Origin of the sequence: Streptococcus parasanguinis (genome assembly GCF_016648925.1) — a bacterium.
Taxonomy (GTDB): Bacteria; Bacillota; Bacilli; order Lactobacillales; family Streptococcaceae; genus Streptococcus.
Window position 1 is genome coordinate 1 of record NZ_JACLQX010000035.1, and the last position, 16,132, is coordinate 16,132.

At 41.4% G+C, this 16,132-nt stretch carries 17 protein-coding genes and 2 tRNA genes; all 19 read right to left on the reverse strand.

Features of this window, described 5'->3' with window-relative positions:
* Positions 1-154: 154 nt before the first annotated feature.
* Positions 155-466, reverse strand: a complete 312-nt coding sequence (locus H7T97_RS09750) for a LiaF transmembrane domain-containing protein (RefSeq protein ID WP_201090167.1) — start codon at positions 464-466, stop codon at positions 155-157.
* A 199-nt stretch (positions 467-665) separates the two neighbouring features.
* Positions 666-738, reverse strand: a tRNA-Thr gene (locus tag H7T97_RS09755).
* Positions 739-784: 46 nt separating this feature from the next.
* The gene (locus tag H7T97_RS09760; RefSeq protein ID WP_049513999.1) at positions 785-1,246 is read right to left on the reverse strand and encodes a GNAT family N-acetyltransferase; all 462 of its coding nucleotides are present in this window, start codon (positions 1,244-1,246) and stop codon (positions 785-787) included.
* Positions 1,247-1,284: 38 nt separating this feature from the next.
* Positions 1,285-2,070 carry an ABC transporter permease gene (locus H7T97_RS09765; RefSeq protein ID WP_023919332.1) on the reverse strand — a complete coding sequence of 262 codons (786 nt, stop codon included), beginning with the start codon at positions 2,068-2,070 and terminating at the stop codon, positions 1,285-1,287.
* 1 nt (position 2,071) lies between these two features.
* Positions 2,072-2,890, reverse strand: a complete 819-nt coding sequence (locus H7T97_RS09770) for an ABC transporter permease (protein WP_049490444.1) — start codon at positions 2,888-2,890, stop codon at positions 2,072-2,074.
* Position 2,891: 1 nt separating this feature from the next.
* Positions 2,892-3,884: an ABC transporter ATP-binding protein gene (locus tag H7T97_RS09775; RefSeq protein ID WP_195623693.1), complete on the reverse strand. Its 993-nt coding sequence runs from the start codon at positions 3,882-3,884 to the stop codon at positions 2,892-2,894.
* 359 nt (positions 3,885-4,243) lie between these two features.
* On the reverse strand, positions 4,244-5,176 hold the full coding sequence (locus H7T97_RS09780; RefSeq protein ID WP_201090165.1) for an alpha/beta fold hydrolase: 933 nt from the start codon (positions 5,174-5,176) through the stop codon (positions 4,244-4,246).
* A 142-nt stretch (positions 5,177-5,318) separates the two neighbouring features.
* Entirely contained in the window at positions 5,319-6,104 is a 786-nt protein-coding gene (locus H7T97_RS09785; RefSeq protein WP_065426829.1) for a hypothetical protein, read from the reverse strand.
* Between the two features lie 345 nt (positions 6,105-6,449).
* The gene (locus H7T97_RS09790) at positions 6,450-7,331 is read right to left on the reverse strand and encodes a class II fructose-bisphosphate aldolase (RefSeq protein ID WP_003004573.1); all 882 of its coding nucleotides are present in this window, start codon (positions 7,329-7,331) and stop codon (positions 6,450-6,452) included.
* 191 nt (positions 7,332-7,522) lie between these two features.
* Entirely contained in the window at positions 7,523-7,975 is a 453-nt protein-coding gene (locus H7T97_RS09795) for a hypothetical protein (RefSeq protein WP_049490439.1), read from the reverse strand.
* Positions 7,976-8,055: 80 nt separating this feature from the next.
* Positions 8,056-8,141, reverse strand: a tRNA-Leu gene (locus H7T97_RS09800).
* 124 nt (positions 8,142-8,265) lie between these two features.
* On the reverse strand, positions 8,266-9,879 hold the full coding sequence (locus H7T97_RS09805) for a CTP synthase (RefSeq protein ID WP_003004055.1): 1,614 nt from the start codon (positions 9,877-9,879) through the stop codon (positions 8,266-8,268).
* Between the two features lie 173 nt (positions 9,880-10,052).
* Entirely contained in the window at positions 10,053-10,748 is a 696-nt protein-coding gene (locus tag H7T97_RS09810; protein ID WP_070674888.1) for a B3/B4 domain-containing protein, read from the reverse strand.
* A 261-nt stretch (positions 10,749-11,009) separates the two neighbouring features.
* Positions 11,010-11,594, reverse strand: coding sequence for a DNA-directed RNA polymerase subunit delta (gene rpoE, locus H7T97_RS09815; RefSeq protein WP_003010182.1), 585 nt, complete (start codon positions 11,592-11,594; stop codon positions 11,010-11,012).
* A gap of 371 nt (positions 11,595-11,965) precedes the next feature.
* Positions 11,966-13,249, reverse strand: coding sequence for a trigger factor (gene tig / locus H7T97_RS09820; protein ID WP_003004508.1), 1,284 nt, complete (start codon positions 13,247-13,249; stop codon positions 11,966-11,968).
* 128 nt (positions 13,250-13,377) lie between these two features.
* A complete protein-coding gene (locus H7T97_RS09825; RefSeq protein WP_070505432.1) occupies positions 13,378-13,941 on the reverse strand; it encodes a TIGR01440 family protein in 564 nt (187 codons plus the stop codon).
* Between the two features lie 3 nt (positions 13,942-13,944).
* Positions 13,945-14,415, reverse strand: a complete 471-nt coding sequence (locus H7T97_RS09830; protein WP_003017988.1) for an ECF transporter S component — start codon at positions 14,413-14,415, stop codon at positions 13,945-13,947.
* A complete protein-coding gene (locus H7T97_RS09835; RefSeq protein ID WP_201090166.1) occupies positions 14,405-15,166 on the reverse strand; it encodes a bifunctional hydroxymethylpyrimidine kinase/phosphomethylpyrimidine kinase in 762 nt (253 codons plus the stop codon). The genes H7T97_RS09830 and H7T97_RS09835 overlap by 11 nt, the downstream gene beginning before the upstream one ends.
* Positions 15,159-15,905 (reverse strand): tRNA pseudouridine(38-40) synthase TruA, encoded by a 747-nt coding sequence (gene truA, locus H7T97_RS09840; protein ID WP_049491364.1) that lies wholly within the window; start codon positions 15,903-15,905, stop codon positions 15,159-15,161. Before truA ends, H7T97_RS09835 begins: the two co-directional genes overlap by 8 nt.
* Positions 15,906-16,132: the final 227 nt, after the last annotated feature.

Here is a 16,132-nt window from a genome sequence, read left to right on the forward strand (position 1 = left end):
TTAGAATTCGATTTCGTCGTCCCACCTCCGCACAGTTGAGTAGGGCTGTAAAAGCTGATGAAATCAGCGTAGTAGAGGCCACTCAACCACTGCGTCTTGCTCGACAATCCAAAAACAATTGAGAGGCTAGGACTTTTGTCCCAGCCTCCTTCCTTTATTTGTTGCTTTCCTTATCCGGTAAAAGAAAACTAAGACCCACACAAGCAAGGACACCCGCTGTGATCACTAAGCCATTTGAAACCGGCAAGAGATCGTAGATCGCGTTTGCAATCATCAGAGCAATTAAAGCACAGATGACACTTGCCTTGTAGTCCTGTTTCATCAGATTTTCAAGAGTAAAGAAAGCAAATAAGAGAACGGGGAATAAAGGCCAGATATTCACATCAAGCTTTGGAAAGCCAACCATTCCCATTATAACAACCGCAAGAGCTGCCAGAATAAAACCAAGTCCAAGTAATTTTTTCATCATAGTATACCTCTTTTTCATTAATTGGAAGTATTGCTTCCTTTGATGATTCTATGATAGCAGAGAGCCCCTATGGAGACAAGGACTTTTGACTAAGCGGTCAAAAATGGCGCCTATGCGGTCAAAAAAAGAAACGAGACAGAACGAATATGTGATCACCATTATTCATCGTCTCGCTCCTTCAAAGCAGTTTTTTCTATGCCGATTGCAGGGATCGAACCTGTGACCTACGCGTTACGAGTGCGTTGCTCTACCAACTGAGCTAAATCGGCGATTACCTTCTTAGTATAGCACTCTGATAGCGGATGTCAAGCACTTTTAGTTGATCTTTTTAATCAGAATCTGACATGGATTCTGTGGATCCCATAGTTGCGGAAAAATCTCTAATTTTTTAAAACCAAGACTGCGATAAAAGACATTTGTTCGGTCATAATCTTTATTTGAACCTTCTGCGACTGTTTTGACCTGTAGGTAGGCCACTTGTTTGACTGCTTCTCTTTCTATAGTCGTAACTAATTCCCTTCCAATTCCTTGACCTTGGAATGATTTTTTCACGCCTAGACAGTCAATTTCAGCACAATCTTCACTCGAATATGATAAACTTATAAACCCTACTACATCACTTTCTTGATAAGCAGCCCAAACTCGTAAATCCTTAGCTCCTTCAATGTAGGCTTGCGTGCTTTCTGGTATTCCAAACCATTCTGGCAAATCCCTTAAAATCTCAGCGACAACTGCCATTTTTTGATCTTCACCCTTGACTTCTTTAATTACAAACATCATAAGTTCCTTTCTTGATTTTAGTCTTACTTTACCTCTTACGAACCAGCACTTTCGTAGGCATCCAATCCCCTGTCCCAAAGTTTGAGGGAAATAACAAAGAAAACAAGGGAAATCAGAATCAAACCACCAATATTAAAGAGTCCATCCTTGTCCTGCAAGAAATAGCTGGCAGGATAGTAGGCCGTAAAGGCGAAAGGTACAATAAAGCTAATTAACCAACGAAGGAGCGAATTGTAAATAGAAATAGGATACTTGGCAAAATCATTAAACATATAGAAAATGTAAATCATGGCACCTGACTGCTTGGTCCAAAAAGCGATGCTGGCTGTAGCGATTTTTAAAGAAGTGTAAATCAAGGTCGCAAAAGGAATACAGACTAGAAAAATCAGGAATTTTGGAAGAGTCCAAGAGATGCTAGTTACTGTTGTTCCTAATAGAATGCCACCGACCAAGAGTTCACCCAAGGCATCAATCTGAAAGGTCTCAACGAGGATGTGAAAGAGAGGATTGATAGGACGAGTCAGATACTTGTCAAACTCCCCTTTTCGAACTAGTCGTTGACCTAAAGCCCAGAGATTGTCAAAAAAGAGATGATCTAGTCCCTTTGGAATTAAGGAAAATCCATAGATAAAGGCAATTTCTTGAAAAGTCCAACCTTCTAGGGAGGGAATGTGTTGAAAGATGACATTGAGAAACAAGAGGTTCAGGCCTTGAGTCAGAAAGACTCCCAACACACCAACCACAAAATCTACCTTGTATTCCATGATTTGCTTGATGTACTGTCTGATAAAAATCAGATGCATGCGTTGATATTTTTTCATACTAACCTCCCTGAATGGTGATAAATGACTGGACTCGTTTCCAAATCAACTGAGACAAGCCCACCATCACTATAAGCCAGAAAAGCTGAAGCAAAAGTGCTTGAAGAATCTGACTAGCATCGTATTTCCCAACAATAATCATGACCGGAGTGTAAATTAAGGATGAGAAAGGTAAGAAGGACAGAATATCTGAAATGACCTTTGGAAAGAAAGCCAAGGGAATCAAACTCCCAGACATAAAGGCCACTATGGAAGTCTTAAGTAGGTTGGAACCCCAAAGATTTTTAAATACAAAGGCTGAAAATCCAAAGCAGATATTAAAGAAAAAGTTAATCAGATAGGCCAGCGTTAAGCTAAAAAGATAAAGGGTAGTTAGTCCCAGCACTTCTACAATCCCTTGCCCAGATAAGATTTTCATCAAAACAATGACACTTAAAAATGGCAGTCCAACAGAGATAAAAATCAACCACTTGGAACCAAGCTCCGTAAAGAGGTAAGAAGCCGCAAAATGCACTGGTCGCAACAAGCGCATGATAATGGAACCATCCTTGACCTCATCACCAATCATAAAGGAAGAATCCGACCTAGTCAGAAGATTAGTCACAAAACTCATGATGATGTAGAGGGTGATATCCGCCATACTGAAGCCCTGAATCAAAGTCTCCTGGGAGGAATCAAAGACAGCCTTCCATAGATAAAAAGCCACAAAAGCACCCATGACATCGCCAATCCGATAAAGAATAAAGTTGACTCGATAGCTAATCAACTCCTGAATCCCTGCATTGATAAAGGGTTTATAACGTCTCCACAATTTGACCATCTTAGAGCTCCTTTCGATAGAAGCGACGGATAATATCTTCAATATCCGTATCTACCATCTTCAAATCACGGACCTCAAAATCAGATAAGGTTTGCTTGATAATATCGGCCGACTGGTAGCGGGAACTATCGAATTCAATATTGAGAGTATTTCCTTGTCTATCAATGGACATATCAGGCAAACCCTCATAATGAGAGACTAGATGATTTTGACCTGGCGTCAGGTCAAAGGAGAGAGTCTTCATCTTTCCAAAGGTCTCCTTGAGCTGGCTCACCGTTCCATCAAAAATCTCTTGCCCCTTATCAATCATAAAAATCCGATCACAGAGTTGCTCAATATCACTCAAATCATGAGTAGTCAAGAGAATAGTTGTCTCTTCCTCCTGATTAATCTGGGTAATGGCCCGACGAATGTTGTCCTTGACCGACACATCCAAACCAATAGTCGGTTCATCTAAAAAGAGAACTTTGGGATTGTGAAGCAAGGAAGCCGCAATATCCGCCCGCATCCGTTGACCTAGTGAAAGAGTCCGCACAGGATCCTTGATAAATTCCTTCAAATCCAAAACTTCATTCAAAAAGTCCATGCGCTTTTGGAAAAGCGAGTCCGGTACATCATAGATCTCTTTCAAAACCGTGTAGGTCTCTTGCAAAGCCAAATCCCACCATAGCTGGGTGCGTTGTCCGAAAACGACTCCAATATCCTTGACATAATCTTGGCGATTATCCTGGGGAATCTTGCCGTTAATCCGACAAAAGCCAGATGTGGGCTTCAAAATTCCTGTCAGCATTTTGATGGTGGTTGACTTCCCAGCACCATTTGCCCCGATAAATCCTAAAATCTGCCCTTTTGGAACTTCAAAAGTTAAATCCTTGACCGCTTCAAAGGTCTGCTTTTCAGGATGAATAAAGGAGCGCAAGGCTCCCTTTAACCCCGGCTCCTTAACTGTCTTCACAAAATTTTTCCGAAGATGTTGCACTTCTATCATTGCCATATCTATCTCCCTATCGTAAGAAGCAACATTGTATTTTTGACCACAAATATTCTAAATCCTTACTTTCTACACTTTCTAAATATTATTACAGAAGGCTTTATACCAACCTATTATAATCTAATAAAAAAAGGAATGCAAGCGTTTGCTTGTTGATTATAAAATTAGAGATTTCTCTCTTAAAATGAAACTTTTAATCAAAAATTCTGTTAAATAGTTTCCTTAAGACACCAAAAAACCTGCCCTTAGGGGCAGGTTTTTTGTTAAGAAAAAGAATTTTTTTAATCGAGAAAATTAACGATTCTACTGTTAATCCTTCAGCATTTAATTATTATCATCAGTCTCAATGGATTTTTAAGCCCTCAATTATTCTCTAAAAATTCTTTAATGCGAGAAACAATAGCATCGCTTTGATAATGATAGAGGTCGTGAGGCGCATCCATATAGACGACTTGAACATTAGACTGGTCGCTTGCAAATCTCTCTGCATAACGTTGCCACTCAGATTGGCTAAAGCTAGTACCATCACCATTAGAAACCATTAGTAAGGCTGGAATTTTCGGATTAATGCTAGATGGAACTTTCTTGGCATTTTCCTTTGCCAAACGGGATTCATGAAGCATGGCTTGTGACATCAACTGCTTATATGCTAGTAATTTATATTGTTGTCGTTCAGTTTCAGTCAGAGTTGGATTTTTTATATAAAAGGACTCAGGGAAATAGCGTAATAAGCCAATCTTACTGCTCCAATAAGCCACAGTAAGCAAGGCCTGATTATCCTTTAAATCTTCATAACTCGCTGGCAAGGCCCAATCCAGGCCAATCAAAGCCTTCACTTCATTCGGATATTTCTCTTGCCAAGCCAGGCTCTCAAGACTAGCCATTGAATGAGACAAAATGATAAAAGGACCTATTACATTTGCTTGTGATAGAGCTTGACGTGTCTCAAACAAAACTTCCATCACATCTCTGGATTGGTTACTATCCTCGCTATAACCATAGCCAGCCCGCTCTACGATGACTACTTTGTATTTTTTGGATAGGGAATCTGTTAGATTCTTAAAGTCTAATATAGGTGAAGCAATACCTGCACCTGAAAGAAATACTATCGTTTCAGATCCTTCACCTTTAATGTATACATTCATTTGATGTCCATTGACTACAACCTTCTTACCTATAGGCATGAGAAGCTTACTTTCTTTTTGCAAACTAAGTTGGTGAAAACCAAATGTACCTCCTAGAAAAAGGATAAGAACAACAAAAATGATCCAGCTAAACTGTTTGAATTTTTTCATAGTGTTATTGTACAAGCTTTAGAGTGTTTTAGCAATACGAATGAGATATTTTTATTGCAATAATAAAAGAGATAAATAATAACCTCCAACTCTACAAAAAGGCTTATCCTTACGGATAAACCTCTAGTTCGTATTGCATTACCTATTTTAATTCAGTGAAAATTAATCTAGCATCATCACTCGATACATTATCATCAGTATTATATAAATTGATCGAGACAATTTCTCCCTCTTCTAGTTTCACAGCAACATCTAGATTGCTAGGATCTAACGTTTGGTTTTTAGATGTTTTTGTTAACATATTATATATAGAGAGCGACCAGCCCAAATTTTGAAGCTCTGAATTCATATTAATATTAGTACTTAACCTATATGTACCAGCTTTAACATCGCGACCTACAACATATTCTCCAATTCCCAACTCATTACTCATTTGTACTTTTTCTGGTACTGCATTGAATTTAATCTTGGAAATATTACTAAAATTTAATTTATCTCCTTCAAATAAAACCATTCTTATTTTTGAAGGAGAATCTGTAGATGTTCCTTGAGCTCCTGCTACCCAATTAATAAAAGGCGAAGAAAAATCCTTCCTGTCTCCAAAAATATTGCCACTTCCTCCTGTAATTTCCAAGTCATAAATTCCAGGTTTTACATCTCCGCTCTCGCCTACCACAACATCTCCTGTGACATAGATTTCCTCAGTAGATTTCGATAACTTCGCAAACTTATTCATCTTAACTACAAATGAGTTCTTATCATTAAGATCTTCTTCCGTTGTAGATTTATTAGAGTTTGAAGGAGACTTAGTCTTTACTACAGGATTCTTATCAGAAGAAGCCGTTGTTTTAGACTCATTATTTGTACGACAAGCTGTTAGTAATGAACCAGCTATTAAAACTGTTAATAATAATTTAGTGTTTTTCATTTTACACTCCCTTTTCTATCCCTGAAACTTCAATTTTATTTTATCACAACCTAGTACTAAAAGCAAAAAATTAATTGGATTCATCGAATTAATTTAGTATAAAAGAAACTAATAGTTTGTATAACAGATTTTTATAGAATATAATGATTGCTATGAATTGTATCGACTATAGATATAAATGTAAATAAAAGATAATTCATCTCGATATGTAACCTGTCTTTATTGCATATTCTATTAATAGGTATTCAATCCTAGACCTACTAGAGGAAGTCGTTTGACAGATTTCTATCTTCATATCATATAAAAAAACAAGATCCACATGGGACCTTGCTTTCCTGTTTTTTATTAAGCTTTGCCTTCTGAACCGAATACGTCGATACGTTCTTCAACAGCTGCTGTAATTGCTTCGAAACCTGGTTTCAAGAATTTACGTGGGTCGAAGAGTTTCTTCTTGTCGTATTCTGCTTCGTTTGCATCGTATTCACGTACGAATTGACGAGTAGCATTTGCAAATGCGATTTGGCATTCAGTGTTCACGTTAACTTTCGCAACACCAAGTTTGATCGCTGCTTGGATTTGATCATCAGGGATACCTGATCCACCGTGCAATACGATTGGGAATCCTGGAACAGCTTCAGTCAATTTTTGCAAGTGGTCAAGGTGAAGACCTTTCCAGTTTGCTGGGTAAGGACCGTGGATGTTACCGATACCTGCAGCCAAGAAGTCGATTCCTGTAGCAACCATTGCTTTAGCATCTTCGATTGGTGCCAATTCACCGTCACCGATGATACCGTCTTCTTCACCACCGATAGTACCAACTTCAGCTTCTACTGAGATACCTTTAGCATGAGCTTTTTCAACGACATCTTTCGCCAATTTAAGATTTTCTTCAACTGGAAGGTGTGAACCGTCAAACATGATTGAAGTGTAACCAGCTTCGATACATTCAAGAGCATCGTCGTAGTGACCATGGTCAAGGTGAATAGCAACTGGTACAGTGATACCCATTGATTCTACAAGGTTTTCAATAAGGGCTTTACATACTTTGTAACCACCCATGTATTTAGCAGCACCCATAGAAGTTTGGATAAGTACTGGAGCTTTCTTAGCTTCTGCTGCACGCAAGATAGCTTGAGTCCACTCAAGGTTGTTTGTGTTAAATCCACCAACTGCATAACCATTGTCACGAGCTGCTTGGACAAATTTTTCTGCTGAAACGATTGCCATTAGTCATAGGCCTCCTATATATTTTTGTGGGGCTAACCCCACTTACATTGTTTATTTTATCACTTTTTAGATGAAATTGCTAGTTTTTCCTGTAGCTTTAAGCGATTTCTTCCGATAAATAGGACGGAATCTCCTATCTCCTAAGACTCTCATCCTAGCAAACAAGTAAAAGAAGGGGACTTACACCCCCTTCAATTCTCTTCTTTAAATTTTTTTAGTGAAAGGAGAAAGGCAATCCCGCAAATCACAAGGGATACCGCTGCAACCCATTGAGAATAGAAATAAGCAGCAAATAACTGACTGTCGGTAAATATTTTTCCAAGAAGTCCGTTTAGCACTCCCTCAAGAAAGGGAATATTCTCACACACTGCAAGGATTGACGCAAGAAAGAGTATACTGCCTGCTATCAGAAAAAGATGAAGAATCCATTTTTTGATTCTTTTTTCATCTCTGAGCAGATACTTAGAAGCAATCGCCACTAAAAAAATGAAAACATTCCATATGTTTAAGGCGATAAAATATCTAAAAGTATCCTTGTATGCGCCTATCCCCATCGCTAAAATCAGGATAGGACCGAAAAAATTAATGGCACTTCCCAATAGTGCAAAAAGGCCATCGGCCAATACCAGATCCTTTTTCTTCATGTTCTCACCTCATCTCACACCTATTCTACCACAAAGAAATTTGAAAACAAAAAAAGATAGCCGAAGCTATCTTGATCCGATGCGGAGAGAGGGACTTGAACCCTCACGACCTAAAGCGGTCACAGGATCCTTAGTCCTGCGCGTCTGCCAATTCCGCCATCCCCGCGATTGAGTACTTTACTAGTATATCAATCAACGACTTTTTTGTCAAGATTTTTTTCAAACTTTTTTCAGAGTTTGTCATTTTTTCACAAAAAGGGAGCAGGTCCTTCGACCTGCTCCCTTGATTTTTATTTGCTATCGTGGTTTTCAACTGCCGCTGTGATAAAGGCTGTGTAAAGTCCTTCTGGGCGGTTTGGACGGCTTGACAATTCTGGGTGGTATTGGCAAGCAACAAAGAATTTGTTTTCTGGGATTTCAACGATTTCGACCAAACGGTTGTCTGGTGAAACGCCTGAGAAGACAAATCCTGCTTCTTCGAACTGTTCACGGAAAGCATTGTTAAACTCATAACGGTGACGGTGGCGACGTTGTACCACTTCTTGATTATCATAGGCAGCGGCTGCTTTTGATCCTCGTTTGAGTTTAGATGGGTAAAGACCGAGACGGAGCGTTCCTCCCATGTCTTCCACATCAATTTGGTCCCGCATGATATCGATAATTGGATACTTGGTTTCTGGATCCAATTCGGATGAATTGGCCCCTTCCAAGCCTAAAACGTGACGGGCAAATTCGATACAGGTTAACTGCATACCCAAGCAGACACCCAACATTGGGACGTCTTGTTCACGCGCATACTTGATGGCTTGAATTTTTCCTTCTGTCCCCCGTTGACCAAAACCACCTGGGACGATGATCCCATCCGCATCTCCAAGGAGTTCTGCCACATTTTCAGCTGTCACATCATTGGCATTGACCCAATTAATCTTGACCTCTGCATCATTGGCATACCCTGAGTGCTTCAAGGCCTCAACGACAGAAATGTAGGCATCTTGCAATTCTACGTATTTTCCAACCAAGGAAATCTTGACCTGCTTCTTGAGGTTCATGACCTTGTCGACCATCGCAGACCATTCTGTCATATCTGCTGCAGGAACATCCAATTTCAAATGGTCACAAACGATTTGGTCCATATTTTGTGCTTGCAAGTTCAATGGGATTTGGTACAAATGTTCCACATCAAGTGACTCGATGACAGCTTCTGGTGCCACATCACAGAATTGAGCCAACTTGTTCTTAATTCCTTGACCAGCTGGTTTTTCTGTACGGATGACCAACATATTTGGTTGAATTCCAAGACCACGCAATTCTTTCACAGAGTGTTGGGTCGGCTTGGTTTTCATTTCTCCCGCAGCCTTCAAGTAAGGTAGAAGAGTGGTGTGGATGTACATAACGTTTTCAGCACCAACATCTGCCTTCATTTGACGAAGAGCTTCAAGGAAAGGAAGGGACTCAATGTCTCCAACTGTTCCCCCGACTTCTGTGATGATGACATCTGAATCCGTCGTCGTCGCTGCTCGTTTGATCTTTTCTTTCAAGGCATCTGTAATATGAGGAATCACCTGTACAGTCGCGCCCAAGTATTCTCCGCGACGTTCTTTGCGAAGGACTTCGCTATAAATTTTCCCTGTTGTCACATTTGAGTACTTATTCAGATTGATATCAATGAAGCGTTCATAGTGACCAAGGTCCAAGTCTGTCTCTGCGCCATCGTCTGTGACAAATACTTCCCCGTGTTGGTAAGGACTCATCGTCCCTGGGTCAATATTGATATAAGGGTCAAATTTTTGGATCGTCACTTTCAATCCACGATTTTTGAGCAAGCGACCAAGACTTGCTGCGACAATCCCTTTCCCGATGGATGATACGACACCACCCGTGACAAAAATATATTTTGTTGACATGTGCTTTCCTCTTCTTCTATTGTTGTAGAGGCCATTCCTCTTTGCAGAAAAAACAAAAATAGCTCCCTAATCCTTAGGGAGCTCCGACCTCAAAATGAGGTGCCCGAACAATATCTTACCGCAAATGGATTACTTTGTCAAATTGAAAATTTCATGAAAATGATTTTCGCTGTTTACACGACCTTTTCCACTCCATTTTGTGTGACGAGAAATTTCTCAAATTGAAGCTGAGGCATGCAAAGAGCAAGGTCCTTGTGGATTCGTTCTAGCGCTTCTAAACGCATCTCGACTGACGTCTCGGTATTTCCTTGGATGACAAAGAGGGCGTTTTGCGTAGTCTCCTCAAATTTGTAATGGTCACTATCGCGTACATCCAACCAAGCCAGAACTCCTTTTTGATCCCGGTAGACAGGATCTGTCGGTGCGACATGTTTTTCACTAGAAAGGATAGGGAGAAAGAGATCGTCTCTTTGACTCACTGTAAATTCAATCGGTCCCTCAATCTTATCTAGGTCATGTCCTCCGATCGCGAGAAAAGACTTCAGCGATTCGACATTATAGATATCGATGATGCTATTGATCTGAGGAAGAGCTCCTCGATGCTGGATGTTTCGGATAAGAGCTAGGACTGTTGGTGGATTTTTCTTGATGCTACGCCCTACTTTTTGCAAAAGGTCTGTATACCCTTTAATGACAGGAGATGCCCCTACTTCTTCTGTCTGACACTGGAGCGCCCATTGTTCAAGCTCTTTCTTCTTTTCAAGAAAAGAAGGGAGCAAAACTGCTTGAGGATCCACATTTCTAGCAATTCCGACCACAACTGTATCAATACCAAGAGCTACTAAACTTTGATCTAAACGAAAGTCCATCTGGAACACCTCCTATTGGGAAACCTTACACGTTTATCATACGACATTTCATCACTTTTTTCAATGCAAACAAAAAGAGAGTGGGACAGAAATCGGTAATTCGTTAGAATTCGATTTCGTCGTCCCACCTCCGCACAGTTGAGTAGGGCTGTAAAAGCTAATGAAATCAGCGTAGTAGAGCCCACTCAACCACTGCGTCTTGCTCGACAATCCAAAAACAATTGAGAGGCTAGGACTTTTGTCCCAGCCTCTTCTTATGATTTATTCTTCTTCCTCGTCTTCAGAATCCTCTTCTTCGTCGTCTTCTTCGCTCAATTCAACTTCCTCACCTAAATCATCTGGTACGATTTCATTGATTTCAGCATCGTAAGCTTCGACTTCACTCTTTTCATCATCTGGATTTTCTTCATCATATGAAAGAGCTGGATCTGCTTCGTAAACTTCTTCGTCTTCTGGATCATCGTCGTTGTAGTCGATCGCATCTTCGTCTCCATCCATGAAGGCATTGACACGTTTTTTCTTCCGTTTCTTAGGAGTTTCATCTTCGTCTGTTTCTTCAAGAGCGATGATTTCTTCGTCAACTTCATCGATGGCATACCATGAACGAAGACCCCATTTGTTATCTCCAAGTGGGATAAAGCTTCCATCTACATTCAATTCTGTGTAGAACAATGGAAGAGCTTCACGGATCTCGCTGTTTGATTTTTCAAGGTAATTTTGAATTTCATTTACAAGATCGCTAAAGTACATTTCATGGTCACGTCCGCGTAATTCCAAAATCGCACGCGCCACTTCAATCATAGAAAGTTCACTTTTTTCTTGTCCAGCAAATACTTCTAATTCCAAGGGTAAATCTCCTTATGTTTCATTTCCTAAATGGAGAAGGATCCGGTCTTAAACCTCATCCTATCCTCAATGATAGATTGAAAACTTCTCGTCACTAAATCTATCACGCATTTTATCGTTACACTCTATTGTACGATAAATTTCCCCTTTCGTCAAAGGAAAATTCCAGGATTCTCCATGAAATCAGAAAAGGGAGTGGGAAAGAACTCCGACTAGTTAAAAAGAGTTCGTTTTCCCACCCCCGCACAGTTGATTAGGTCATCTTTGGAGCTTAAAGGCGAACAAAGATGCCAATCAACCACTGCGTCATACAGTTATTTCTATCAAACATCAAAGGCTGGACAGTTGTTGCCCAGCCTTTTTTATCTAAATTATTTTACTTTTGCTGTGCTTGTGATCACGTTCACTGCTTTCTTCACTGTGATGTCATGTTTCAACATTTCTGGTGAAAGAAGGTTGCGAACTTGTTCAACTGGCATATTGTAATCTGCTGCCAATTGTTCGATTTCAGCGTTGATTTCTTCTTCAGTTGCTTCGAAGCCTTCTGCTTTCGCTACTGCTTCAACCACAAGGTTTGTCTTCGTACGGCTTTCAGCTTCTGCTTCGTATTGTTTGTGAAGATCTTCTTGAGTTGTTCCAGTGATTTGGAAGTACATTTCAGGTGAGATACCTTGACGTTGCATGTTTCCAAGGAACTCGTTGATTGAACGGTGTACTTCTTCGTGGATCATTTCTTCTGGAAGGTCAACGATTTCAGCGTTTTCAACAGCAAGATCGATTGCTGCTGCTTCTACTGCATCATTGTATGCTTCTTCTTTAGCTGCTGCCAATTCTTTGCGGTATTTTTCTTTCAATTCGTCAAGAGTTTCAACTTCTTCGTCGATGTCTTTTGCCAATTCATCGTCAAGAGCTGGTACTTCTTTTGCTTTTACTTCGTGGATAGTTGTCACGAATTTCGCTTCTTTACCTGCAAGGTCAGCTGCTTGGTAGTCTTCTGGGAAGGTTACGATCACATCAACTGTTTCACCAGCAGAGTGTCCAACCAATTGGTCTTCGAAACCTGGGATGAATTGTCCTGAACCAAGTCCAAGTGAGAAGTTGTCACCTTTACCACCGTCGAATTCAACACCGTCGATAGAACCTACGAAGTCGATCACAACTGTGTCACCTTCTGCTGCAGCACCTTCTTTAACAACCAATTCAGCCAAGTTGTTGCGTTCGCGTTCGATACGAGCATCCACATCAGCGTCTGTTACTTCTTTAGAAACTTCTACTGATACTTCAAGGTCTTTGTAAGCACCCAATTTTACTTCAGGTTTTGTTACAACAGCTGCTGTCAATGTCCAGTCTTGACCTTTTTCCATAGATACAACATCGAAAGTTGGTTGTGCTACCACTTCGATTCCAGCTTCTTTAACAGCTGCTTCATATGCTGCTGGAAGAAGATCGTTCAAAGCATCTTGGTAAAGTGCTTCTTCACCAAAACGTTGGTTGAAGATTGGACGTGGAATATGACCTTTACGGAATCCAGGTACGTTCAAAGTTTTCTTAACTGACTCAAACACACGGTCCAAAGCAGGTTTGATTTGCTCTTGGCTGATTGTGAAAGTCAATACACCGTGGTTAGTTTCTTTGTTTTCAAATGATACAGACATTCTGTCTCTCCTTAAAATAATATAGTCATTCCTTATAATTTTACCACAAAACTTTGAAATTGCAAGTTTTAAAACGTTTTTGCCTCTCTTTTCATCCAAAAAAACTAGCCCTTAAAAGCTAGTTCTGATTATGATTTTCGGATGGGATCATCGAGGTAGAGAGCACGGGCGCCGCCGATCAATTTTGGCCGACTGGCAAGGGCTGTGACATGGGCTCCACCTAGCTCACGCAAGATAGGGCGAATCGGAACTTGCACGTGTTTGACATGCATCCCTACTGAGGTATCTCCGATGTCTAACCCGGCTTGGGCTGTGATAAATTCCACCTCAACAGGATCCTTAAAATACTTGAAAGCTGCGAGTTGTCCAGCACCTCCTGCATGGAGACTCGGAAGGACATTGACGATTTCTAGCTCCTTCTTGTCCGCCAATTCTCTTTCGACCACCAAGGCGCGATTGAGATGCTCACATCCTTGTACCGCTAGATAAATCCCTCTTGGATTCAACTCATCTAGCAAGGTCTGGACAATAGCTTCAGCAATGTCGATGTTGGAGGCCTTTCCAATTTGCCCTCCTGCAACTTCACTGGAAGACATCCCGAGGACTAGAATCTGTCCTTGGTGGAGACGGCTTTTTTCCAAGACATCTACCAGGATTTCTTTTGTATCCTTCTTCAGTTGCTCCAGATCCATGAATTAGCTTCCTTTCTTTTGAAATGCATAATAGACCACATAGCCTAAAGCCATTCCAACAAAATTCTGAGCGAGGTTATTCGGAATGTCCGAGATAGCAGCACCCCAACCATTGCCTAAAAAGAGGGCAGAAGCCAGTGCGTATCCGCCTACCATCACGACTGTCGCAAGGAGCAAGCCTAGGTAACGAGCTTTGCCCTTGAAGCCAGCGAAATAGCCTTGTCCCCCGTGAAAGAGGAGGCTAAAGAACATCCACTGAGGATAGCCTGAAATGAGGTCGAGTAGGAAGGCTCCGACACCACCGACAATCGCACCTTCCTTGCGTCCAAAATAGAAGGCTGTGAAATAGGCACCAAGATCTAGCAGGGTGACGATCCCTGTAGGAGTTGGAAGTTTGGTATAGTAGCCAAGTACAACTGTCAAGGCTGTCAAAATAGAGAGGCGGGCAATGAGTTGAGTTCGATTAGATGTCATATTGTACTACTCCATACTGGTCTGAATGTTGAATCGCTTGGAAAACAAAGTCTTTAGAGGCTTTAACAGCTTCAAGTGGAGATTTCCCTTTCACCAACTGGCTGGAAATGCTAGACGCAAAGGTACAACCTGCTCCTGTATTGTTCTTTTCTAAGACCGGCTCTTCAATGATGGTGAAGTCCGTCCCATCATAAAAGACATCGATGGCCTTTTCTTTATTGAGACGATTGCCTCCTTTGACCACGACATTCGCTGCTCCTAATTCGTGGAGCTTGCGCGCTGCCTCCTTCATATCGTCGAGCGATTGAATCTTGCTTTGGGTCAAGATCTCAGCTTCTGGTAAGTTTGGCGTAATGATAGTCACATAAGGGAAGAACTTGATCAATTCGTCTCGAAGAGCTGAAACTTCCACATCATGGCTTTCCTTGCAGACCAAGACAGGATCTAGTACCACTGGGATCTCCGCATGGGCTTTGACATAGTCCAAGGCCAAGTCTGCCACTTCAACATCTGGCAAAAGACCGAGTTTAATAGCAGAAAAAGGAACATCCTTGAGAGAGTTGAGCTGTTGAGCAAAGGTCGTCGGATCCACCGGAATCACTTCAAAACCGTTCTCCGTCATAGCGGTCAAACAAGTCACCGCTACAAAACCATGCTGTTTGTTGGTTGTATAGGTTGCAAGGTCTGCATGAAGACCTCCTCCACTAAAAATATCATTTCCTGAAATAGCTAGAATCAATTCATTACTCATAACGGATCTCCTTTAAATATAAGCCATTTGGCGCTGCTGTAGGACCTGCAAGATTGCGGTCCTTCTTTTCTAAAATTAGATCGATCTGCTCGATCGGCATCCGATCATTTCCGATCTTCAACAAAGTTCCCACCATATTGCGGATTTGCTTATAGAGAAAACCATTGCCCGAAAAGGTAAAGACAAGGCGATGATGTTCTGCATCCTCAACCAAGCGAGCCTCTGTAATCGTACGAACCTTATCTTCCACACTGGTTCCCGAAGCGGTGAAACCGGTGAAATCATGGGTTCCCTCCAACTTTTGGATGGCTACTTGCATCTTTTCCACATCCAAAGGATAAGGATAGTGGGTGGCATAGTGGCGCATCATGGGGTTCTTGGGACGACCATAATCCACGATAAATTCATAGGTTTTGCTGTGCTTCTTATAGCGTGAGTGAAAGTCATCTGCTACTTGCTCTACTCGGATGAAATCAATATCCTCTGGGGTTTGGGTATCGAGGGCAAAGCGGAGCTTTTCCTCGTCCCGCGCTTGGGGGAGATCAAAATGAATCACCTGCCCAAGAGCATGGACACCTGAATCCGTTCGCCCCGCTCCATGAACGGTAACAGGGGTTCCTTGATTGAGACGCGTCAAGGTCTTTTCGATTTCTTCCTGCACACTACGGGCATGCGGTTGGCGTTGAAACCCTGCAAACAAGGTCCCGTCATATGAAATGGTTGCTTTGTATCGTGTCATGGTTCTATTTTAGCAAGATATAGAAGGGGTTACAAGAGTGAAAAAACCAAACTGTCCGGGTACAGTTTTGCAAGCACAAAAAGAGGCTGGGACAAAAGTCCTAGCCTCTCAATTATTTTTGGATTGTCGAGCAAGACGCAGTGGTTGAGCGGGCTCTACTACGCTGATTTCATCAGCTTTTACAGCCCTACTCAACTGTGCGGAGGTGGGACGACGAAATCGAATTC